Annotated in this window: 2 protein-coding genes (1 of these 2 only partly in view); both read left to right on the forward strand. The window is 75.0% G+C overall.

The annotated features are described in order from the left end of the window. On the forward strand, positions 1–12,729 hold the full coding sequence (locus ACGH52_RS31260) for an amino acid adenylation domain-containing protein (protein WP_399944158.1): 12,729 nt from the start codon (positions 1–3) through the stop codon (positions 12,727–12,729). Continuing rightward, a protein-coding gene (locus ACGH52_RS31265; protein ID WP_399944161.1) for an SDR family NAD(P)-dependent oxidoreductase crosses the window boundary here: on the forward strand, positions 12,726–25,691 show its 5' portion. The gene runs 8,457 nt beyond the window's last position; only the first 12,966 of its 21,423 coding nucleotides appear in the window; its start codon is at positions 12,726–12,728; its stop codon lies off the right edge, out of view. Before ACGH52_RS31260 ends, ACGH52_RS31265 begins: the two co-directional genes overlap by 4 nt.

Below are 25,691 nucleotides of genomic sequence, written 5' to 3' on the forward strand. Positions count from 1 at the left end.
GTGGAAACGAGCAACGAGACCGGGCTGACGGCTGTTCGGATCCTGCACCGGCTGCTGGCCGAGGTGCGCCCGGACGGAGCGACAGCGCTGCCACCGGGCGGACTGGCCGACTGGGGCCTCACCTCGCTGGCGCTGACCCGGCTGTGGGCCGGCATACGACGCGAGTTCGGCCTCGACCTGCCGCCGGCCCGGCTCGCGGCCGCCACCCTCGACGAGCTGACCGCGACGGTGGCGGCCAAGAGCGCCGACACCGCCCCGCGGCCGCCCGCCGGCATCCGCACCGACGAGCGGGAGCCGTTCCCGGTCACCGACCTCCAGCAGGCCTACCTGGTCGCCAAGGGAAGCGACCTGGGCGGCGAGACGGTCGGCTGCCACCTGTATCGCGAGTTCGCCGTCCACGACCTCGACCCCGGTCGGCTGCGTCAGGCCTGGCAGGACCTGATCGACCAGCACGGCATGCTGCGCGCGGTCGTCGACGACGACGGCCTCCAGCACATCCGCCCAGCTGCCGACGACTGGCGGATGCCCGTGCACGGACCCGGCGACGCCGAGGACCGCGACACCGTCCGCGCCCGCCTCTCGCACCGCTGCTACCGGCCCGGCGAATGGCCGCTGTTCGCCGTGGAGGTCACCCGCACCGAAACCGGCCCCGACATCGTCCACCTCAGCCTCGACACCCTGATCACCGACGGCCACGGCTACGCGGTGCTGCTCCAGCAGTGGCACCGCCGCTACCACCATCCGGAGCAGCCGTTGCCCGCCGCCGGGCCCTCCGTCGCCGAGCTGGTGCCCGCCCTGCTGGCCGAACGCGGCTCGGACGCCCACCGCGCCGACCTCGCCTACTGGGACGCGGAGCTGGCCGGGCTGCCGCCCGGGCCCGGCCTGGTCGCCCCGGCCCCCGCGGCCGCCCCCGCCGACGGCTGCCGCGAACGCCGCCCGCTCGACGCCGAACTGCCCGCCGACCAGTGGCAGGCGCTGACCGCGCGGGCCCTCCGGCTCGGCGTCTCGCCGACCGCCCTGGTGCTCGCCCTGTTCGCCGAGACGCTGGACCGCCGGGCTCCGCAGCGGCGCACCGCCCTGGTGGTCACCACCAGCCACCGCCCCTACCTGGCCGCCGGGACCCAGCACCTCGTGGGCCCGTTCACCTCGACCGCCGTCCTGGTCCTGGAACGCGAGGCCGACGACACCCTCGACGAGCAGGCGGCCGCCGTCCACGCCCGCCTCGGCGAACACCTGCGGCACGGCCTGGTCTCCGGAGTCGAGGCGCTGCGCGGACAGCGCACCGGCCAACCCGCGCCCGCCGTCGTCTTCACCAGCCTGCTCGACGTCGGCCCGCCGCCCGGTGTCGCAGGCGGCTTCGGGGCGGCCATCGAGTACGGGGTCAGCCAGACCACCGACGTCGCCCTCGACCACCAGATGTGGGAACAGGACGGCGCCCTGCGCTACCGCTGGGACATCGACCCCACCAGGTTCGCCCCCGGCGCCGTGGAGACCGCCTTCGCGGCCTTCGGGAACGCCCTCGCCGCCGCCTGCACCGAAGCCGCCGCAGAGCCGCGTCCGCCCCGCCCCCTCCAGGAGGCGTACCTGGTCGCCCGCACAGCCGCCGCCGACGGACCCGCGGAAGGCTGCCAGTGCTACCAGAGCTTCGAGGCCGACGCACTCGACCTCCAGGCGCTCGCCGACGCACTGCGGCGTCTGGTCGACGGCCACGCGGTGCTGCGCGCCGCCTTCGCCGCCGACGGTGTGACCGACCGGCGGCACGGGCCCGCGCAGTGGCGGATCCCGGTGATCGAGGCCGGCGATCCGGCCGCGCATCCGGCACTGCGCGCGGCGATGCGCGAGGAAATGACCAACCAGCCCTTCCCGCTCGGCGGCTGGCCGCTGTTCGACCTACGGGTGACCCGCGACGACAGCGGGCTCTCGGTCGTGCACTGCGCCTTCGACCTGCTGGTGGCCGACGGTCTGAGCATCCACCTCCTCTACCGCGACCTGTGGCGGCTGTACGCCGACCCGGCCGCCCGGCCGGTACCGGCCGGGCCCGACCCGGTCGCCGCGGGGACCGTCGCCGAGCAGGCCCGCTACTGGCGCGAGCGGCTCGCCGAACTCCCCGCCGGACCGGAACTCGGCCCGCCCGGCGCCCTCGCCCGGGACGGCCGCGGCCGCACCCGCCTGGCCGGCCGGATCAACGGCTACCGCCAACTGACCCGCCGCGCCGCCGAGCACGGCCTGCACCCCGACGACCTGCTGCTCGCCGCGCTCACCCGGGCCGTCTCCGGCCACACCGAACAGCCCTACGCGCTGCCCGTGGTGCTCTGGCCGGACACCGCCGGGGCCGCCCGCCCGGGCGAGCACTCCTTCATGACCTGGGTCACCGCCGCGCCCGCCGGGCTCCCGCTCACCGCGGCCGCCGCCGAGTACCGCCGCGTCCTCGACGCCGACCTCACCCAGGGCGGCTCCGGCGGCCTCACCGAGATGCGCCGCCAGGTACTCCGCGGCAGCGAGGCCGCCTACCCCGTGGTCTACACCGCCCTCGTCGACCTCACCGACCGGCCGCTGCCGGCCGGCGTCCGCCAGGGCGAATGGCTCACCAGCACCCCCGGCTGCGCCCTGGACAGCGTCGCCGTCGCCGAGGGCGACGAACTGCGCTACTGCTGGGACATCGTCCCCGCCGACCTGCCGGCCGCCCTCGCCGAGCGGATGTTCGCCGCCTTCGAGAACGACCTGCGGCTGCTCGCCGACGACGCCACCTGGACGGGCACCCCCTCCGGCGGGCTCACGGCGGAGGAACGGCACACCGTGCTGTACGCCTGGAACGAGACCACCGTCCCGGTGCCCGACGACGGCCCCGTGCACCTGCTGTTCCAGCGGCAGGCCGCGAGCACCCCCGAGGCGGTGGCCCTGCGCTGGCTCGGCGGCACCATGACCTACGGCGAACTCAACCGCCGCGCCAACCGGATCGCCCACCGGCTGATCGCCGCCGGTGCCGGCCCCGGGCAACTGGTCGGCGTGCGGATCCGGCGCGGACCCGAGATGGTCGCCGCCCTCCACGGCATCCTCAAGGCCGGCGCCGGCTACCTGCCGATCGACCCCGCGCTGCCCGGCACCCGGGTCGCCACGATGCTCGCACTCGCCCGCGCCACCACCGTGCTGACCACCTCCGACACCCTCGCCGTGCCGCTGCCCGACGGGGTCACCACCGTCGAGACCGACACCGACCCGGTGATCACCGGGCCGGCCGCCCCCGAGGACGATCCGGAGACCCGCGGCACCCGGGACGACACCGCCTACGTCATCTTCACCTCCGGCTCCACCGGCACCCCCAAGGGCGTCCAGGTCGCCCACCGCTCGGTGCGCAACCTGCTGAACTTCTGCCGTCGCACCTTCGAGCTGCGCCCGTCCGACCTCGGACTCGCCGTCACCTCGCTCAGCTTCGACCTGTCCGTCTTCGACATGCTCGGCCTGCTCGGCTGCGGCGCGGGCGTCTACCTCGCCGACGAGACGCAGCAGCGCGACCCGGAACTGCTCCTCGACATCCTGCTCACCGAGCCGGTCACACTCTGGAACTCGGCGCCCACCACCCTGCACCAGCTGACCCCGCTGCTCACCCCCGACACCGGCGACCCCGCCGCCGCGCACCTGCGGATCGTCGCGCTGGCCGGTGACTTCATCCCGCTGGCGCTGCCCGGAGCGATCCGCGAGGCGTTCCCGAACGCCGAGACCATCGCCATGGGCGGGCCCACCGAGACCACCGTCTGGTCGAACGTCTACCGGGTCACCACCGTCGACCCGGGCTGGCGCAGCATCCCCTACGGCAAGCCGATCGACAACACCCGGCACTATGTGCTCGACGAACACCTCGAACCCTGCCCGATCGGCGTCGAGGGCGACCTGTACACCGGTGGCGAATGCCTGGCCGTCGGCTTCTGCAACCAGCCCGCGCTGACGGCCCAGCTGTTCCTGCCCGACCCCTTCGTCGACGGCCCCGGCGAGCGGATGTACCGCACCGGCGACCGGGCGCTGTGGCTGCCCGACGGCAATCTGCGGATCGCCGGACGCGGGGACCGTCAGGTGAAGATCCGCGGCCACCGGGTCGAACTCGGCGAGATCGAGCACCGGCTGCGCGCGCACCGCGCCGTGCAGGAGGCGGTGGCCGTGCTGCGCGACGGCGAGGCGGCGAGCGGCGACACCAAACTCGTCGCCTACGTCGTCACCGACCCGGCCGCCCCTGCCGTCACCCCCGCCGAGCTGCGCGCCCACACCGCCGAGGCCCTGCCCGGGTACATGGTGCCGAACTTCGTGGCGCTGCTGCCGTCCTTCCCGGCGACCGCCAACGGCAAGCTGGACCGCAAGGCGCTGCCCTGGCCGCTGGACGCCGCACCGGCCGCCGAGCCCGCCGCGCCGCCCACTGCCGTCACCGGTCCCGTACCCGCGGCCGTGAGCCAGGCCGGGCTCGCCGGGGAGATCGCGGCGATGTTCGCCCGGCACCTCGGCGTGGACACCCTCGACCCGGCGGGGGACCTCTGGGAGCAGGGTGCCACCTCGTTCACCATGGTCCAGGTCTCGGCCGGGCTGCGGAAGCGGTACCGGCAGCGGGTGCCGGTCTCGGCGCTGATCTCGGAGCCGACCGCCGCCGGCATCGCCAGGATCCTCGCCGGCCGCCTCGGCCTCCAGGGCGAGCCCGAACCGGCCGCCGCACCCGGCGTACCCGCCGCTCCCGCCGTACCCACCACACCCGCCGCTCCCGTAACGCCGGAACCGGAGGCGGGCCCCGGCACCGTGGACCTCTTCTCGCCCGAGGAGCGGGACGCCTTCAAGGCCGCCGCCTGGAACCTGCGGCGCCCCGCACCCGGCGTACGACGCGTCGCGCTGGCGGAGACGCCGCTCCACCCGGCCCACTACGAGTGGCGCGGCAGCCGCCGCGACTACCGCGACGCCCCCTTGCCCGCCGAGGCGCTGGCCCGGCTGCTCGGCCTGCTGCGCGAGGCCCCCGTGGAAGACGGCACCCGCCGCCTGTACCCGTCGGCCGGGGACACCTACTCGGTGCAGACGTACGTACACGTCAAACCGGACACCGTCGACGGGCTGGCCGGCGGCGTCTACTACTACGACCCGCGCGGGCACGCGCTGGAACTGGTCAACGCCGAGCCGCGGATCGACCGCGCCGTGCACTTCTACTACAACCGGCCGGTGTTCGACCGGTCCGCGTTCGGGATCTTCCTGATCGGCCAGACCCGCGGCATCGCCCCGCTCTACCAGGAGGTCGCCGAGCGCTTTCTGACGCTGGAGGCCGGGTACATCGGCCAGCTGCTCATGACCGGGCAGGCCGCGTGCGGCATCGGACTGTGCCCGGTCGGCACACTGACCTTCGACGACATCCGCGACCAGTTCGCCCTCGACGACGGCCACGTCTTCCTGCACTCCTTCATGGGCGGCGGCGTCGACCGGCCCAGCACCGCGCACCTGCTGCCGCCGTACGCCGAGCAGCCGGCACGGGCCACGGTCGACGAGGAACCGGAGACCGCCGAAGTCGCGGTGGTCGGCATGGCCGGACGCTTCCCCGGCGCCGAGAACCTGGAGGAGTACTGGCGGCAGCTCAGCACCGGCCAGTGCGCCGTCGGCCCCCTGCCCGCCGGAAGGGGGATCGCCGAGGACAGCCGGCTGCCCGCCCGACTGCACGGCGGCTTCCTCACCGGCATCGACGGTTTCGACAGCCTGCACTTCCACGTCGCCCCGGTCGAGGCCGCCGCGCTCGACCCGCAACTGCGCCTGATGCTGCAGACCGTCTGGACCTGCCTGGAGGACGCCGGCCACACCGCCGAATCGCTGCGCGCCGCCGCGCCCCGGGTCGGCGTCTTCACCGCCGCCATGTGGCACGACCACCAGCACAGCGGCAAGGAGACCTGGGACGCGGACGCCGCCGCCCGGGTGTCCGCCCTGGCCGCGGACATGCCCGGCCGGATCTCGCACTACTTCGGTTTCGACGGGCCGAGCGTCGCCGTCGACACCGCCTGCTCCTCGTCCCTCACGGCCCTCCACCTCGCCGTCGAGGCCCTGCGCAGCGGCGATTGCGACGCCGCCGTGGTCGGCGCGGCCAACCTGGTCGCCCACCCCTACCACCTGGCCCTGCTCGCCGAGGCGGGACTGCTCGCCGAGGGCGGACCGGTCCGGGCCTTCGCCGCCGACAGCTCCGGCTGGTGCCCCGGCGAAGGCGTGGCCGCCGTCCTGCTGCGCCCGGCGGCGTCCGCCGCCCGGGACGGCGACACCGTCCGGGGCGTACTGGAGGCCACCTGGATCGGCCACGCCGGCGGCGGCGGACGCTTCGGCGTGCCCAGTCCGGAGGCGCTGGCCGGGTCGGTCGGCGCGGCCCTGGACCGGGCCCGGGTCACTCCCGTCCAGGTCGACTACGTGGAACTCGCGGCGGCCGGAGCGGGCGTGGCCGACGCCGCCGAACTCGAGGCATTCGAGTCGGTGTTCGCCGGCAACCCGGTGATGGCCGGGACGGTGAAGCCGAACATCGGCCACCTGGAGTCCGCCTCGGGCCTGTCCCAACTGCTCAAGGTGCTGCTCCAGTTCGAGCACGACCAAATCGCCCCGACGCTCACCGCCGAGCGGCGCAGCGACCTCGTCGACTGGGACCAGCTGCCTCTGCGCTTCCCCGAGCGCCTCGAGGAGTGGCCGTCGGGCGCGACCGCCCGTCGTGCCGTGGTCAACGCGGTCAGCGCCTCGGGTGCCTACGCCCACGCGGTGCTGCGGGCCGCGACATCCGCCGACGACGAGCCCACGCCCGGCGCCGCTGCCGACGGGCGCGCACCCGACCGGCAGGCGGTGGTGCTGTCCGCACGCTCCGCCGACGGCCTGCGGCTCGCCGCCGGCAGGCTCGCCGCACACCTGGAGAACGGCGCCCCGCCCGCTCTCGCCGATCTGGCGTTCACCTTGCAGGACGGCCGCGTCCCCATGCCGCACCGCCTCGCCGTGGTGACCGCCGACCGCGGCGAAGTCCGTGCCGCGCTGGCGGAGTTCGCCGCCGGTCGCAGCCACCCGGCGCTGAGGGATGCCGTGGTGAGGCCCGGTCCTGCGGTCCCCGAACTCGTCCCGGCGGACGCCGAAACCGCGGCCGCCGGGTGGCTGCGTGGCGCCCCCGTCGCCTGGCACGCCCTGTGGGCGCCCGGCCTGCGCCGGGTGCCGCTGCCGGGCACGGTGTTCGCGGGGGAGGAGCACCGCCTGAGCGCGCCCGCGCGCCCCGCACCCGTGGCGGCATCCGCTGCCGAGGTGGACGACGCCGTACGCCGGTACGTGCTCGACGTCTACGCCGACGCCTCCGGCATTCCGGTCCAGCGGCTCGACCCGCTGGTGCCGCTGGAGCACTACGGCCTCACCTCGTACGTGGTCGGCCAGCTCAACGCCCGCCTCGCCGAGGACTTCACCGGGCCCGTCTCCCGCACCCTGTTCTACGAGCACCAGGACCTGGCCGGTGTCGCCGCCGAACTCGCCGCCCGCGCCGACGGCCCCTGGCAGCCCGCCGGCACACCGGCTCCCGGCGGCCGGACCGAGCCCGCCGGGGACCGGCCCGAGCCCACCGGTGACCTGCCCGCGGACACGGCCGTCGCCGTCGTCGGCATGGCCGGCCGCTATCCGCAGGCGGCGGACCTGGACCGGTTCTGGCACCTGCTGGAGCAGGGATACGACGCGATCGGGCCGCTGCCCGCCGAACGACACCGCCCCGGCTGGCCGGTGGACTTGATGTGGGGCGCGTTCCTGGACGGCATCGACCAATTCGACCCGCTGTTCTTCGCCATCTCGCCGCGTGACGCGGTGCTGATGGACCCGCAGGAACGCCTCTTCCTCGAAGTCGCCTGGGAGGCGCTGGAGGACGCCGGCTACACCCGCGCCCGGCTGCGCGAGCAGCACGGCGGACGGGTCGGCGTGTACGCGGGCGCGATGTACAACGAGTATCCGTTCCTCGGCGTCGAGCAGTCACTCGTCGGCCCGGCCGCCGACACCGGCTCCGCACTCGCGGGCATCGCCAACCGGGTCTCGTACTTCCTCGACCTGAACGGCCCCAGCCTGACCGTCGACACCATGTGCTCGGCCTCCCTGACGGCCATTCACCTGGCCGTTCGCGCGCTGCGCCAGGGCGAGTGCGAGGCCGCGCTGGTCGGCGGCGTGAACCTGTCCGTCCACCCGCACAAGTTCCGCCAGCAGCACCGCCTGCGGATGGCGTCCAGCGACCACCGCTGCCGCAGCTTCGGCGCGGGCGGTGACGGCTTCACACCCGGCGAGGGCGTCGGGGTGGTGCTGCTGAAACCGCTGGCCCGGGCGATCGCCGACGGAGACCGGATCCACGGCGTGATCCGCGGCACCGCCGCCAACCACGGTGGCCGCACCAGCGGCTACATGGTGCCGAACCCGGTCGCACAGGGAGAGTTGGTGACCGCGGCGCTGCGCGACGCGGGCGTCGAGCCGAACAGCATCGGCTACCTGGAGGCGCACGGCACCGGCACCGCGCTCGGCGACCCCGTGGAGATCAACGGTCTGGCCCGGGCGTTCGCCGGGACCGAGGCGGGGACGTGCGCGATCGGTTCGGTGAAGTCCAACATCGGCCACCTGGAGGCCGCCGCCGGACTGGCCGGGCTCACCAAGGTGCTGCTGCAACTGCGGCATCGCAGGCTCGTGCCCTCGCTGCACGCCGAGCAGCTCAACCCCGACATCGACTGGGCACGCAGCCCCTTCGCCGTCCAGCACGAGGCCGCGCCGTGGCCGGTACGCCGCGCCGCCGACGGCACTGCGGCTCCGCGCCGGGCCGGACTGAGCGCCTTCGGCGCGGGCGGGGCCAACGCGCACCTGGTGATCGAGGAGTACCTCCCGGAGCCGGCCGCCGCCCGGCAGGACCGCCCGGCCGGACCGCACCTGTTCGTACTGTCCGCCCGCGACGAAGAGCGGCTCAGGGAACTGGCCGGACGCTGGGCCGAGTTCCTGGCCCGCCCGGAGCTGCCGCCGCTCGCCGACCTCGCGCACACCACGCAGTCCGGTCGCGAACCGCTGCGCGAACGCCTCGCCGCCATCGCCGAGGACCCGGCCGAGCTGCGCGCGAAACTGCTGCGCTTCCTGGACGGCGACAGCGACGGCGTGGTCCGCGGCCGCACACCGGGGGCCGACGCCCCCACCGGACCGCTCCCCGCCGACGGGTCGCACGGCGACCTGCTCTCGCTCGCCCGGCACTGGACGGCCGGAGGCCGGGTCGACTGGTCCCGCCTGCACACCGGCGACCGGCCCCGCTGGGCCGCCGCGCCCAGTTACCCGTTCGCCCGCGGCCGCTACTGGCCCGAGCCCGCGAAGAGCGTGGAGGCCGCACCCGTGCAGGAACCCGATGGACGGCGGCCGCTGCTCCTCACCAAGAGCTGGCGCAGCGCCGAACCGCCCAGGCCCGAACCGGTGACCGGACGGCTCGTGTGTGTGTACACCGACAGCTCCCGGGAGACGGCCCGGCAGGTCGCCGAGGCCTTCGGACGCGACCGGGTGATCCCGGTCCGTGAGGGCGGACCCGCCGACGGCGACGCCGGGTTCACCGGTGAGCGGGACGCGGCCGCACTGCTGGACGGGCTCGCCGACCGGCACCCCGACCTGACCGGCTGGCTGGACCTGAGCGAACTCGACCGCCCCGCCGCCGACCCCGGCCCGTGGACGGCCCGGCTCGCCGCCCTCCAGCGCCTGCTGGCCCGCCGTCCCGGCACCCCGCTGCGGATCGTGCACGCGGTGCGCGACCGCGACGGCGCGGACGGCCGCCGCCTGGCGGGCGTGGTGCGGCTGCTCGGCGCGGAGTACCGCACCGTCCGCGCCACCGTCGTCGAAAGTGACGCCGGGCCCGCCGAACTGGCCCGGCGACTGCTCGCCGAATGGGCGGGCCGCGAGCCCACCGCCGAGGTCAGGCTCCGCGGCGGGAAACGGCTCGTCCCCGTACTGGAACCGGTGCCGACCCCGCCCCCGGCCGAGTTCCCGGCCGACCCGGCCAAGGTCTACCTGGTCACCGGCGGCACCCGGGGCATCGGCGCGGAGGTCGCCCGCCGCCTGGTCGAACGGGGCGCCCGCCGCCTCGCCCTGACCGCCGCCCACCCGCTGCCACCACGACACCGCTGGGCGGCGCCCGGGCTGACGGACCGAGAGGCCGTCGCGGTGCGCAACGTGCAGGTACTGGAGCGGGCCGGCGCACAGGTGATGGTGTACGGCGAGGCCCTCGCCACCGACGCCGGCCTCGGCGCGTTCCTCTCCGGGGTGCGCGGCTCGCTCGGCCCGATCGGCGGCGTGGTGCACTGCGCCGGACTGCCCAGCCGGGGCCGGCCCTCCTTCGTCCGCAAGGCCGTCGCGGACATCGCCGAGGTCTTCTGGCCGAAGACGGAGGGCGTCGATCAGGTGGAACGGCTGTGCGTCGCCGACCAGCCCGAGTTCTTCGTCATGATGTCCTCCGCGAGCACCCTGCTGCCCCGCCTCGGTGCGGGCGTCGTCGACTACGCCGCCGCCAACGCCCACCTGGAGTACCTCGCCGACCGGGCCCGTACCGGCCGCACCCGCTTCCACAGCGTGCACTGGCCGACCTGGCTCGGCACCGGCATGGGCGCCGACCAGCCGGACGGCTGCGCACCGGCCGGTCTGGACGCGATCACCGTCGAGGAGGGGCTGCGGGTCCTCGAAGCCGTCCTCGTCGGCACGCTGCCCGCCCAACTGCTGCCCGTCGTGCCGCTGCCCGGCCGCTTCGACCAGGAGACCCTGCTGCACGCGCACCGCACGGCGACGTCCGTGGACGCACCGGGGGCCACAGCGGCCATAGCGGCCACGGTAGTCACAGCGGCCACGGCCGCTACGGCCGCCACGGCTGTCCCGACGCTCTCCGACGCGCCGCCGGACTGGCTGCTGACCCTGTTCTCCGAGGCGCTGGAGATCCCGCTGCCCGACCTGGACCCCACCGCGCCCTTCGCCGACCTGGGCGTGGAGTCGGTGATGCTCGGCGAACTCGTGGAACTGATCGAGCAGCAGACCGGCAGCAGCCTCGAACCAGCTGTACTGCTGGAGCACCAGACGCTTGATCGGCTCGCCGAGTATCTACGGAAGGCCGGACTGGACCGGGCGGCCGTCGACGCGGCGTCACCCCCGGGGCCGGTGCAGGGGCCGGCCGCGGTGACGAACGTTCGTCCGCAGCCGGCCACCGCCACGCCCCCCGTCCCGGCACGGGAGCCCGTCGACCGCCGGGTCGCGATCATCGGCCTGGACTGCCGGTTCCCCGGCGCGCCCGACCCGGACGCCTTCTGGTCGGCCCTGGCGGCGGGCCGCGACAGCATCACCGAGATCCCGCCGAGCCGCTGGGACCACCGGGCGCTGTACCGGCCGGAGCACCGGATCGGCAGCAGCGTCAGCCGGTGGGGCGGGTTCGTCGACGGCATCGAGGACTTCGACCCGGAGTGGTTCGGGATGAGCGAGGAAGAGGCCCGCTGCCTCGACCCGGCGGTCCGACTGGTCCTCGAAGGCACCGTCAACTGCCTCGCCGACGCCGGGTACCGGACCGAGGAACTGCAGGGCCGCGAGGTCGGTGTGTTCGTCGGCGCCCGGCTCGGCGACTACGGCCGGCGGATCGGTCTGCGCTCCGGCCCGGCCGCACTCGGCGGCGACCAGAACTTCCTGGCCGCCCGGGTCGCCCATCACTTCGACCTGCACGGCCCGAACCTGGTCGTCGACAGCGCCTGCTCCTCCGCCCTCGCCGCCGTACAGCTCGCCTGCCGGAGCCTGCTGGAGGGCGAGTCGGAGCTGGCGCTCGCCGGAGGCGTGGACATCCTGCTGGACGAGCGCCCCTACCTGGAGTTCAGCGCCGTACGGGCGCTCTCGCCGACCGGCCGGTGCGCCACCTTCGACCGGGACGCCGACGGCTTCGTGCCCGGTGAGGGCTGCGGACTGGTGCTGCTCAAGCCGCTCGCCCGGGCGCTCGCCGACGGCGACCGGGTGCTCGCGGTGGTCGACGCGGTGGCCGTCAACAACGACGGCCGCACCATGGGCCTCACCACCCCGAACCCGGTCGCCCAGGGCAAGGCGATCCGCCGGGCGCTGGCCACCGCCCAGATGTCCGCGGACCGCGTCGGCATGGTCGAGGCGCACGGCACCGGCACGATGATCGGCGACCCGATCGAACTGCGGGCGCTCACCGACGTCTACCGGGAGACCACGGACGCGCGCGGCTTCTGCGCGATCGGCAGCGTCAAGTCCAACATCGGCCACCTGCTCAGCGCGGCCGGGGCGGCGGGCCTGGTCAAGGCGGTGCTGGCGCTGCGGAACCGACAGCTCCCGCCGACCCTGCACTGCGAGAACCCCAACCCGCGCTTCGACTTCGCCGCCTCCCCGTTCTACCCGAACACCACCCTGCGGGACTGGCCCGACCCCGGCCGTCCCAGGGTCGCCGCCGTCAGCGCCTTCGGGCTCGGCGGCACCAACGCCCACCTGATCGTCAGCGAGCCCGACGAGGCGGCGGTCGCCGAGCACCCGCCGAGCCGCCGCCCGCTGCCCCGACCGGTCTTCGACCGCCGCCGGCTCTGGCTGGAGGCGCCGGACGCGCACCGCCCGGCGCACCCCTCGCCCGCACCCGAGGCGCCCGCCCGGGAGGTCCGCGCCACCTCGATCCTCGACCTGCACTTCGAACCGGATTCCGCCGCAGGGGTTGTCCTCGGCATCCCGGAGAGGACCCACCGATGAGCGACCCCACCATCGACTGCCGGATCGTGCTGCGGCACGGCGACTTCATCATGCAGAACCACCGGGTGCACGGGGTGTCGGTGATGCCGGGAGTCACCTTCCTCGACATCGTGCTGCGGGTCCTCGCGGCCCGGGGCACGGACCCCGCCACCGTCGAACTGCGCGGCATCGTCTTCGCCGAGGCCATCGCCACCGCCGAGGGCCACGACCGGGAGATCCGGGTGGTGATCGGCGAGCCGGTGGACGGCGTCCGCCCGGTCACCGGCACCAGCCGCTGGCTGCGCGGTGACGAACCATACGGCGAGTGGCGGGAGAACATCCGCGCCGAACTGCACCCCGCCGGCCCGTCCGCCGTTCCCGACCTGGACGCCGCCCCACTGGTGGCGGACGCCGTCCGCACCCGGTCGATGGCGGACATGTACGCGCACACCCGCTCCCGGGAGATCGTGCACGGCGCGGCCATGCAGTGCACCGGCCCGATGCACATCGGCGCGGACCACCTGCTGGCCGAACTCTCCTTGATCCTCCCGGAGACCGCCGAGGACCGCGCGTTCCTGCTGCACCCGGCGAAGATGGACGCCGCGACCATCGTCGCGTACGGGCAGCGCGAGATCACCGCCGCCGAGCCGTTCATCCCGATGTTCGTCGACCGGTTCCGCGCGCACGGCCCGCTGCACGGCGCGTTCCTGGTACACGTGCCGCAGCCCGAGGAGCTCACCCCGTCCGGCGAACTGTTCCGCAGCACCTTCTCGCTGCACGATGGGCAGGGCCGCACCGTCGCCGAGTTCGACCGCCTCACGTGCAAGCGCATCCGCCGCCCCGAGTCGATCCGCGACCTGCTCCTCGAGACCACCGACGAGCCGCGGTCCGTCGCCGCCCACCCGCGGACCCCGGCCGCGCCCGCCGCCGACTACCGGCACTGGCTGCGGGAACGGATCGCCCGGCTGCTCGACCGCGGCGCCGACACGGTCGACGACGGGGCAGGCTTCTACGACATGGGCCTCAGCTCCGTCGACATGCTGCAGATCAGCACCGACCTCGAAGAGGTCGTCGGCTCCGCGCTCTACCCGACGCTGTTGTTCGAACACACCACGGTGGACGGGCTGGCCCGGCACCTGGAGGAGACCTACGGCGCGCCCGACCCGGCCGCTCATCGGGCACCGGCACCCTCCGAAACCGCCCCGCGGGCGCCCGCGTTCGCCGAGCCCACGGAGCCTACGGAGCCCGCCGAGCCGACGCGCCCGCACCGGGCGCACCTGCTGCGCCCGGTCTGGCAGCGGGTCGCGCACCCCGTACGGACGGTGGCCACCGACCTCGCCGTGCTGGGCGCCGACCCGGCGCTCCTCGCCACGCTGACCGAACGGGCCGCCGCCACGGGCGGGCTGGTCGTCGCGGTCGACCCCGGCGACCGGGCGCAGCTCGGCGCCCGGCTCAGCGAGCTTCCGGAACGTCCCGGCAGAGCCTGGACGTTGCTGGACGCCACCGGACTCGGCGGATCGGCCGTCGGCCCCGCCGACGTCGCGGTCGCCGCGTGGGCGGCCTGCGCGGCGGCGAGCGAACGGCGGCCCACCCGGGTGCGCGCGGTGCTGTTCGCGCACCGGCGGCAGCCGGAGTACGCGGCGATCGCCGCGCTCGGCCGGACCGTGACGGCCGAGCTGCCCGCGCTGGCCGTCCGCACCGTCGAGGTGGCCGCCGCGGCCCGTCCCGCCGAGCTTGCCGTGCTGCTGTGCGCCGAGGCCGCCGATCCGTCCGCGGAGAGCGAGGTCCGGCACGCGGACGGGGAGCGCTGGGCCCAGCGCTTCCAGGCGGTGGAAAGCGCCACGCCGAGCGGGGAAGCGGTGCTGCGCGAGCGCGGCGTCTATCTGATCACCGGCGGGGGCGGCGGCCTCGCACCGATGCTGGCCGAACACCTCGCCCGCACCCACCGCGCCCGCATCCTGCTGTCCGGCCGCTCCGCGCCCGGCGAGGCGCTGCTGGCGCGCATGCGCGAGTGGCAGCGCTACGGCGCGGACGCGCGGTACCGGACCGCCGATGTCACCGATGCCGCCCAGGTCCGCGAACTCGTCGCAGCCGCACGGGAGTTGTACGGCAGGATCGACGGGGTCGTGCATTGCGCGGGGGTGGTCCGGGACGGGATCTTCCTGACGAAGCGGCCCGAGCAGATCCGCGAGGTGCTGGCTCCGAAGACCTCGGGCATCCGCCACCTCGACGAGGCCACCCGCGCCGACCGCCCGGACTTCCTGGCCGCCTACTCCTCGCTGTCCGCCGTCATCGGCAACCCCGGCCAGAGCGACTATGCCTACGCCAACGCCTACGTCGACCACTACCTGGCCGCCCGGCCGGGCCGGAGCGTGTCCGTCGACTGGCCGCTGTGGGCCGAGGGCGGCATGCGGGTCGACGCCGAGGTCACCGAGCGGGCCGCCCGCACCCACGGCGCCAGCCCGCTGCCGACCGGCACCGGCGTCGAGCTGTTCGAGCGGGCACTGGCAACCGGCGACAGCCGGTTGGTCGTCACCCACGCCGACCCCGCCCGGCCCGACGACCGCCTGCCACTCGCCGACGGCGTCCTAGCCGAACCGCATGCTGACGGCGGCCTCGCGGAACCGCATGCCGACGGCGTTCCCGCCGTAGCGCACACCGCAGCACCGGACGGGCACGGACCCGACACGGCGGCCGCGTCGGACCGGTACGGTCCGGACGCCGTCGCGGTCATCGGGCTGGCCGGACAGTATCCGCAGGCCGCCGACGTCGACGCGTTCTGGCGGCTGCTCGCCGAAGGCCGCGACTGCATCACCGAGGTGCCCAGGGATCGCTGGGACCACGCGGCGATCCACGACCCGGAGCACGGCCGGCCCGGTCGCACCTACGGCCGCTGGGGCGGGTTCCTGGACGGCATGGACCGCTTCGACCCGGCGTTCTTCGGCATCTCCCGTCGCGACGCCGAACGGATGGACCCGCAGGAACGCCTGTTCCTCACCACCTGCTGGCAGACCCTTCAGGACGCCGGCCACCCGGCGTCCCGGACCACCGCCGCCCCCGTCGGCGTGTTCGCCGGCGTGATGTGGAACCACTACCAGTTGCAGCAGGGCGCCGAGGACGGCGTCCAGCCGACCGCGATGCACGCCGCCGTCGCCAACCGGGTCTCCTACACGCTGAACCTGGCCGGACCCAGCATGGCCGTCGACACCGCCTGCTCCTCGTCACTGACGGCCATTCACCTCGCCGTCGAGAGCCTGCGCCGAGGGGAGTGCGAGATGGCGCTGGCCGGTGGCGTGAACGTCGCGGCCCACCCGCAGAAGTACCTGCAGCTCGCCCAGGGCCGCTTCCTCTCCGACGACGGCCGCTGCCGCAGCTTCGGCGCGGGCGGCACCGGCTACGTGCCCGGCGAGGGCGTCGGCGCGGTCCTGCTCAAGCCGCTGGCGAAGGCCGAGGCCGACGGTGACCACATCTACGGGGTGATCCGGGCGACCCGGCTCAACCACACCGGGCGGACCAGCGGCTTCACCGTCCCGAGCCCCACCTCGCAGGCCGCGCTGATCCGCGAGGCCCTGGACGCCGCCGGTCTGCCGCCGTCCGCGATCGGGTACCTGGAGGCGCACGGCACCGGCACCGCACTCGGCGACCCGATCGAGATCGACGGCCTGCGCAGGGCCTTCGCCGCGGCCGACACCGGATCGGCCGGCTGCGCGATCGGGTCGGTGAAGTCCAACATCGGCCACCTGGAGAGCGCCGCCGGAATCGCCGGTGTCACCAAGACCCTGCTCCAGCTGAAGCACCGCCGGCTCGTTCCCTCACTGCACGCGGACGTGGTCAACCCGGCCATCGACCTCGCCGCCACCCCGTTCCACCTGCAACGCGAGCTCACCGCCTGGCCCGCCCCCGCCGACGGCTCACCCCGCCGGGCCGGAGTCAGCGCCTTCGGCGCGGGCGGCTCCAACGCCCACCTGGTGCTGGAGGAGTACCGCGCCCCCGCCGAACAGGCGGCCGACGGCGGGCGGGAGCTGATCGTGCTGTCGGCGCGCGACGCGGACGCCCTGCGGGAGTACGCCGAACGGATCCGGACCGCGCTGCTCGGGCCGGCGGAGCAGCCGACCGCCGCGGTCGCCGCGGAACTGCGCCGGGTCCTCACCGACGCGGTCGCCCAGGTGCTGGGCGTCCCGGCCGACGTCGTCGACCCCGCCGAGCCGCTGGTCGACCTCGGTGTCGACCGCACCGGCCTGGCGCTGGTCCGCAAGGTCCTGGAAGAGCACCGGCCCGGCCTCGGCCGGAAGGTGCCGGCCGAGGGCGACCGGTCGATCGACCAGCTCGCCGCACGGCTCGACACCGGGCCGCGGCCCGCCGTCCCGCTCGCCGCCCTCGCCCACACCCTGCGGGTCGGCCGCGACCAGCTGGGCAGCCGCCTCGCCGTCCTCGCCGCCGACCACGAGCAGCTGCTCGCCGCCCTCGACCGCTACCTGAGCGGCGCCACCCCCGGGACCGGACAGTACTGGGGGCACGAGAGGGCCGACGGTGCCGAGGCGCGCGCCGATCTCACCGAACTCGTACGTGCCGGACGGCTGGAGGAGGTGGCGGCGGCCTGGAGCGCCGGGGCCGACGTGCCGTGGGCGGACTGCGTACCGACCGGCCCCGCGCCGCGCCGGGTGTCGCTGCCGGTGCCGCCGCTGCGCGAGGAACGGTACTGGCTGGGCGACTGGCAGCGTCGCAACGGCGAAGCCGTCAGCCCCGCACCGGCACCGGCACCGGTCGGCACACCGGCACCGGCCGCCGCACCAGTACCGACACCCGCACCGGCCGTTCCGCGGACGGTCGAGCCGTACCACGGCGACGAGGTCGAACTGCGGGTCCTGGAACACGGGATCGCGCTGGTCACCATGCGCGACCACACCCACCGCAACATGTTCACCGCCCAGCTGACGCACGGGCTGGAAGCGGTCTTCGCTGAGATCGACACCCGCGACGACATCCGCGCCGTGGTGCTCACCGGCACCGAGACCGTCTTCAACCTCGGTGCCACCCCGAAGGCCCTGGAAGAGCTGGCCGAGAAGCACACCCGGTTCACCGACACCCCGTTCGTCTACGAGGGCCTCCTGCGCTGCCGCCGCCCGGTGGTCTCCGCGATGCGCGGCCAGGCCTCCGGCGGTGGCCTCGCCTTCGGCCTCTACGCCGACCTGGTGGTACTCGCCGAAGACGGCGCCTACGGGGCGAACTTCCTCAAGTACGGCTTCACGCCCGGCATGGGCGCCACCCTGGTGCTGGAGCAGCGCCTCGGCGGCACCCTGGCCACCGAGATGTTCCTCACCGGCCGTAGCTACCGCGGCGAGGAACTCGCCCGCCGCGGCGCCTCGGTGACCGTCGTCCCGGCGGCGGACGTACTGCCGACCGCCCTCGACCTGGCCCGCTCGATCGCCGCCAAGCCCGCCGAGGCGGTCGCCGAGGTCAAGGCGGAGCTGGCAGGCCGGCTGCTCGCCCGGCTGCCGGAGATCGTCGAGCACGAGGCCCGGATGCACGAGCGGGTGCTCGGGGGAGATTCCCTGGACCTGGTACGGGAGCATTTCCGGAAGGTCCGCGACTACGGCGCGACGGCCACCGCTGCCGCGCCGACCGGGGCACCGGCCGCCCCGCCGGACGCAGTGCCCGAAGCGGCGCCGGTCCCCGCCCCTGCCCCGACCGTCGAGGTGGCGGCGCGGCCGGTCGACGCCCCCGAGGCCGCGCTTCCCGACCCGGCGGAGGTCGAGCGGCTGGTGGTCGCCACCCTCTGCGCGATCGTGTACGCCACCGAGGAGGAGATCGACCGCCAGCTCAGCTTCAGCGAGCTGGGCGTGGACTCGATCGGCGCGGTGGAGATCGTGCGGAGCCTGAACCAGCGCTTCGGCCTGGAGATCGACTCGGTCGCCGTCTACGACCACCCCACGGTGGCCCGGCTGACGGCGCACGTCCTGGAGACCGCGGAGCAGGCCCGCGCCCTGCACCGTTCGGCGCTCGCCCCGGCCCCGGCCCCTGCCTCTGCGCCCGTTTCGGAGCCCGCCGCCGCCCCGGTGTCTGCCGCGCCGAAGCCGCCGCCTGCGACCGAACCGCCCGCCGTACCGCCGGTGCAGCCCGCTGCGCCGGTACCTGCGACCCCTGCCGCCCCCGCCACCCCGGTCGCCCCTGCCACCGGTGGCCGGGTGACCCTCCGGCCGCTGCGCGGTACTCCGGCCCGGACCGAGGCCGCGAACCCTTCGCGGCCACCGGCGCACGACGCCGATGACACCGACGGCATCGCAGTCATCGGTGTGGCCGGACGTTTCCCGGACGCCGAGGACCTGGACGCGTTCTGGGCGAACCTGGTCGCCGGCCGGACCAGCATCTCCCCGGTGCCGGAGGACCGTTGGGGGACCGGCTGGTTCGACCCGGACCGGCGCGTCCCGGACCGCTCGTACAGCCGGTGGGCGGCACTGCTGCCGGATCTCAGCGGCTTCGACCCGCGGTTCTTCCAGCTGTCTCCGATGGAGGCGGAGTCGATGGACCCGCAGCAGCGCCAGTTCCTGCAGCAGGCGTGGACGGCGCTGGAGGACGCGGGCTACGCCGGCCCGGCGGAGCGGCTCCGGTGCGGGGTCTACGTGGGGGCCGGCGGCGGTGACTACTACCACCTGTTGCGTGCGGCCGGCCAGGCGGACACCGGGCAGGCGTTCCTCGGCAACAACATGGCGATCCTGGCGGCCCGGATTGCCTACCTGCTCGACCTGAGCGGCCCGACGATGACGGTCGACACCGCGTGCTCCTCCTCGCTGACGGCCGTCCACCTGGCCTGCGAGGCGATCCGCGGCGGCGACTGCGAGCTGGCCGTCGCGGGCGGCGTCGCGCTCATGACGACGCCGCAGATGCAGGTGTGGAGCAGCAGGGTCGGAATGCTCTCGCCGACCGGCCGGTCCGTCCCCTTCGACGCCGGGGCAGACGGCATCGTGCTCGGCGAGGGCGTCGGCGCGGTGGTGTTGAAGAACCTGAGTGCGGCGCTCGCCGACGGCGACCGGGTCCACGCGGTGATCAAGGCGAGCGGAGTCAACGGCGACGGCCGCACCAACGGCATCACCGCGCCGAGCGCCACCTCGCAGGCCGAACTGCTGCGCGCGGTGCACCGAAGGGCCGGCGTGGAGGCCGGAGACATCGGGTACGTGGAGGCGCACGGCACCGCCACCAACCTCGGCGACCCGATCGAGGTCAAGGCGCTCAACCAGGTGCTGGGCGGTCCCGACGGGCCGGGCTTCACCGCTCTCGGCTCGGTGAAGGCCAACATCGGCCACACCACCACGGCGGCCGGTATCGCCGGGCTGCTCAAGGTCGTACTGGCCCTGCGCCACCGCACGCTGCCCCCGCTGCCCGGCTTCGCCGAGGCCAACCCCGAGCTCGACCTGGCGGGCGGCCGCCTTCGGGTGGTCCGCGAACCGACGCCGTGGGAGCCGGGTGCGAACGGTGTCCGGGTCGGCACGGTCAGCAGCTTCGGCTTCAGCGGCACCAACTGCCACGTGGTGCTCGCCGAACCGCCCGCACGCCCCGCCCCGGAGCGCCGGCCGACGGCGGCCCGCCACCTGGTCCCGCTGTCGGCGCGTACGTCCGAGGCGCTCACCCAGGTCGCCGCGGACCTCGCGCAGGCGGTGGAACGCGACCCCGCGCTGGAACCCGCCGACATCGCCTACACCCGTGCGCTGGGCCGCGCCCATCTGCCGGTCCGCGCCGCGCTGGTCACCGGTCACCGGGAGGAACTCCTGGAGCAACTGCGCAAGCTGTCGGCGGGCCAGGACGGCCCCGGCTGCTACCTCGCGGGCCGCCCGGACCTGGAGGAGACCGCCGACTCGCAGGACCCGCTGGTACGGGCGGCCGCCGCGTACGTACGGGGGGACAGCCCCGACTGGGCGGCGCTCACGGCCGGCGGGCGACGGGTGGCGGTACCGACGTACCGCTTCGCGCAGGAGCACTACTGGATTACCGTTCCGGCCGCCGCCGACCACGCGGTGCCGTCCGGCGCGGCGGACGACCGCCCGAGCCAGGAGCCGACGCCGCACACGCCCCGCGAATCGGCCCGGCCCGCGGGCCCCGGCGGCGGTGCCGACAGCGTCACGGAGGTGCGCCCCGACGACCCGGTCGCCGCCGACCACCGGGTGGCGGGCCGCCCGGTGCTGCCCGGCACGGCGGCGCTCGCGCTGGCCGCCGACCTCGCGGTGCCGCCGTACCGGCTGTCCGCGGTGCGCTGGCTGCGGCCGTGCGAGCTGTCACAGCCGCGTCGGCTGCGGCTGGCGGGGGAGGAGTCGGCGGCGGGCCGGTCCTTCCGGCTGGAGGCGGCGGGATCGGACGGCCCCTGTGTGCGCGGCGAGTTCGCGGTACTGACCGCCGAGGAGGAGGCCGCGTTCGCCGCCGAGCCGCCGCTCGACCTCCGCCGGACCGCGGAGGCCTGCCAAGAGGTGCGGCACGCCGACGCGTTGTACGGGGCGTTCGACGCCGCGGGCATCGCCTACGGGCCCTCGTTCCGCCGCCTGGAGCAGGTGCGGGTCGGCGGCGGCGAGACCCTGGGCACGCTGCGTCCCGCCGACGGGACGGCCGGGTGGCAGGAGCGGGCAGCGGTGCTGGACGCCGGGCTGCAGGTGCTCGCCCCGCTGCTCGACGCGGACGGACCGCAGATGCTGCTGCCGTTCGCCGTGGACCGGGTGACGGTGCTGCGCTCGCCCGAAGCGGCGCGCTACTCGCACGCCAGGCGCACCGGCAAGGACGAGTTCACCGTGTCGCTGACCGACGGAACCGGGATGCTGTGCGTCCGGTTCGACGGCGTCTCACTGCGCGCGGTGCCCCGCCCGGCGGCCGCGGTCGCCGCCGAGCCCCTCCCGGCTGCCGCCGCCACCGCGGAGCCCGAGGGCCCGGGGGTCTTCCGGCCGGTCTGGGAGAATGCCGGGCCCGCCCCGGCGCAGGCCGCGGGTGGCGGCACGGTGCTGATCTGCCACCCCGAGGCCGCCGGCGCCCTCGCCACCGCGCTGACCGACGTCCACCCTGACCGCCACGTCCGCACCGTGGGCTACCACGACCTCGACGCGGTGACCGAGGTCCCCGACCTCGTCTACTTCCTCACCGACCCGGCACCCACCCACCGGCCCGAGCAGGACCGGAGCGTGCCGGCGATGCTCCAACTGGTTCAGCGGCTGCTGGGGCTCGGCGCGGCGCACACCGCACTCACCGTCCGCACCGTCCTGTTCGGCGCCGTGGCGGTGACCGACGGCGAGCCGCCGCTACCGCACGCGGCCGGACTGCTCGGCCTGTGCGCGACCGCCGCCGCCGAGTACCCGGGCTGGACCGTCGGCTGCGTGGACGCCGGGACCACCCGGGTCGTCCCCGGGCAACTGGCCGTGCTCCTCGCCCGCGAACCCGCCGCCGACCGGCTGATCGCGCTGCGCGACGGGCAGCGCCTGCGGCGCACCCTGCGCGCCACCCGGCCGACCGGCGGCGAACCGCCCTGGCGTGAGGGCGGCGCGTACGTGATCCTCGGCGGAGCGGGCGGCCTCGGCCGCACCCTCGCTCGCCACCTCGCCGGGACACACCGGGCTCGCCTGGCGCTGATCGGCCGACGCGCCCAGGACCCGGCGATCGACGCGGCGCTCGCCGAGATCACCGAACTCGGCGGCGAAGCCGCCTACTTCCGGGCCGACGCCGCCGACCCGGCGCAGCTCGACCGGGCGGTGGCCGCCGCCCGGGCCCGCTTCGGCCCCCTGAACGGGGCCGTGCACGCCGCCCTAGACCTGCGGGACCGGACGTTGCTGCACGCCGACCCGGAGACCTTCGGCGAGGTGCTCGCGCCCAAGGTGGCGGGCACCGCCGCGTTCGCCGACGCGTTGCGCGAGGACCGGCTCGACCTGCTCGCGGTGTTCTCCTCCGCGATCTCCTTCACCGATTCCGCGGGCCAGGCCGCCTATGCCGCGGCCAGCACCTTCCAGGACGCCTACGCGCAGTGGCTGGACTCCCGGGCCCCGTACCCCGTGCGGGTCCTCAACTGGGGTTTCTGGGGCAGCGTCGGGGTGGTCGCCGACGAGCGCTACGGCGAGCGGCTGGCCGCCTTCGGCGTGGGCTCGATCGAACCCGCCGAGGGGCTCGCCGCGCTCGACCGGGTACTCGCCGCCGGCCTGCCGCAGGCCGTGGTGGTGAAAGCCGACGGACGCGGCCTGGCCCGGCTCGGCGTCCGCGCCGAGGCCGACGACGCGCTGGCCCGGGCCCGGGCCGGCTTCGCCGCACTCGACGTGGTGGCCGCCGACCTGCTCCGCGCCGAGTTCGCCGCACTGCCGGAACTGCCGCCGCTGGAGGAGCCGACGACGTTCGAGGAGTTCGCCGACCGGCTCCGTGCCGAGGGCCGCAACCGCTCGGTGCTGGGCGCGGTACTACGGGTGCTGGAACGGGCCGGCGCGGCCACCCTGGACGGCGACGGCACGCTGACCTTCCGGCGCGCCCTGCGCGATCCGCAGCGGCTGCCGGTCGCCGAGTTCGCCGCCGCCCACCCCGCGATGGCGCCGCACCTGACGCTGCTGCGGGCATGCGTGGCCGGCCTCCCCGGCATCCTGTCCGGCCGGGTCGCCGCCACCGAGGTGCTGTTCCCGAAGGGCTCGCCCGCCCTCGTCGAACCGGTCTACGCCGACGGACCCGGCGCCGAGCACTTCCACCGGCTGATGGCCGCCGAGGTGGTCGGCGCCGCGCAGCGGCTCACCGGCGGCGAGCGGCCGCTGCGGATCATCGAGATCGGCGCCGGCACCGGCTCCGCCACCCGCCACGTGCTGGCCGCCTGCGCCGCGGCCGGCCTGCCGACCGCATACCGCTACACCGACGTCTCGCCGGCCTTCCTGCGCCACGGCGAAGCCAACCACCGCGCCCCCGGCACGCGTTACGAGCTGCTGGACATCGAGCGCGACCCCACCGCACAGGGCTTCGAGCCGCACTGCGCCGACGTCGTGCTGGCCACCAACGTGCTGCACGCCACCCGGGACATCGGCCGCACCCTGGCCAACGTCCGCACCCTGCTGCGCCCCGGTGGGGTGCTCGCCGTGAACGAGGTGACCAGCTCCTCCGAGTTCGTCACCCTCACCTTCGGCCTCACCGAGGGCTGGTGGCGATTCGAGGACCCGCAGCGCCGTCTCCCGGACTCGGCGCTGCTCGGACCCGCCCAGTGGCGGGCCGCCCTCACCGAAGCCGGATTCCGGGTGACGGGGGTGCGCGGCATCCCCGGCACCCCCGAGGACCAACTCGAGCAGTGCCTGGTGACGAGCGAACGGGAGTTGAACGTGACAGCCGAGCAGACACCGGCGCTGACCGCGGCCCAGGTCCGCGGCTACGTACGGCAGGTCTTCGCCGAGGTGCTGAAGTTCGGTGCCGCCGAATTCGACGACCACGCGACCTTCGAGACGTACGGGATCGATTCGCTGGTCGGCCAGAACATCGTGTACCGGATGGAGCAGGACCTCGGGGTGCTGCCCGCCACCCTCCTGTTCGAGCATCTCACCATCGAACAGCTCGCCAACCACCTGCGCACCGACCGCGCCGAGCGGCTGACCGCGCTGCTCCGTCCCGCCGCGCCACCGGCCGAATCCGCCCCACCGGCCGAATCCGCGCAGCCGGTACCGCCCGTCGCGGACGCAGCCCCGGTATCCACGCCCGCCCCGGTCGTGCAGTCGGCACCGCCCGTGCCTGCCGCGGAGTCTGCCGCGAGCCGCCCGGCAGCGCGGGACGGGGCCGCCGACATCGCGGTGATCGCCGTCAGCGGACGCTACCCGGGCGCGCCGGACGTGGAGACCTTCTGGCGCAACCTGGAGGACGGCCGGGACGCCATCACCGAGGTTCCCGCCGACCGCTGGGACTGGCGGCTCACCTTCGACGCCAAGCGCGGCCGCAGCGACCGCAGCTACAGCCGGTGGGGCGGATTCCTCGACGACATCGACAAGTTCGACCCGGCCTTCTTCAACATCCTGCCGCGCGACGCCGGTGACATCGACCCGCAGGAACGCCTCTTCCTGGAGACCTGCTGGGACCTGCTCGACCGGGCCGGTTACCTCAGCAGCTCCACGCACGAGACGATGACGGGCGTGTTCGCCGGTGTCATGTACGGCTCGTACGGGCGGCTCGCCGCCACCGGCTGGGCGCGCGGCAAACTCTCCGGCGCGCACTCCGCGTACTGGTCGGTCGCCAACCGGGTCTCCTACCACTTCGACTTCCAGGGCCCCAGCTTCGCCGTCGACTCCGCCTGCTCCTCCTCGCTGACGGCGGTCCACCTCGCCGTCGAGAGCCTGCGCCGCGGCGAGTGCCGGATGGCCGTCGTGGGCGGCGTCAACCTGATCCTGCACCCCGCGCACCACGTGTCGCTGTCCGCGCTCAACATGCTGGCCGGGGACGGCGCCTGCAAGGTCTTCGACGAGCGTGCCGACGGCTTCGTACCAGGAGAGGGTGTCGGCGCGGTACTGCTCAAGCCGCTCGCCGACGCCGAGCGCGACGGCGACGAGATCCTCGCCGTGATCAAGGGCAGCACCGTCAACGCGGGCGGCAAGACCGGTGGTTACACGGTCCCCAACCCGCAGGCGCAGGCCGCGCTGATCGCCGAGGCGGTACGCCGCTCCGGCGTCGACCCGCGCACCATCGGCAGCCTGGAGGCACACGGCACCGGCACCGCCCTCGGCGACCCGATCGAGATCGGCGGCCTCACCCGGGCCTTCGAGGAACTGGGCGCGTCTCCCGACGAGTTCCGCTGCGCGGTCTCCTCGGTCAAGGCAGCCATCGGCCACCTGGAGGGCGCGGCCGGCATCGCCGGACTCACCCGGGCGCTGCTCCAGCTCCAGCACGGCCGGATCACCCGGTGCGTCAACCTGGAGAACGTCAACCCCAAGATCCCGCTGGCCGGTTCGCCGTTCTACCTGCCGCGCGAGACCGTCGCCTGGCCCGCCCCCGCCGACGGGTCCCCCCGGCGGGCC

The organism is Streptomyces sp. BBFR25 (genome assembly GCF_044590125.1).
Taxonomy (GTDB): domain Bacteria; phylum Actinomycetota; class Actinomycetes; order Streptomycetales; family Streptomycetaceae; genus Streptomyces; species Streptomyces canus_D.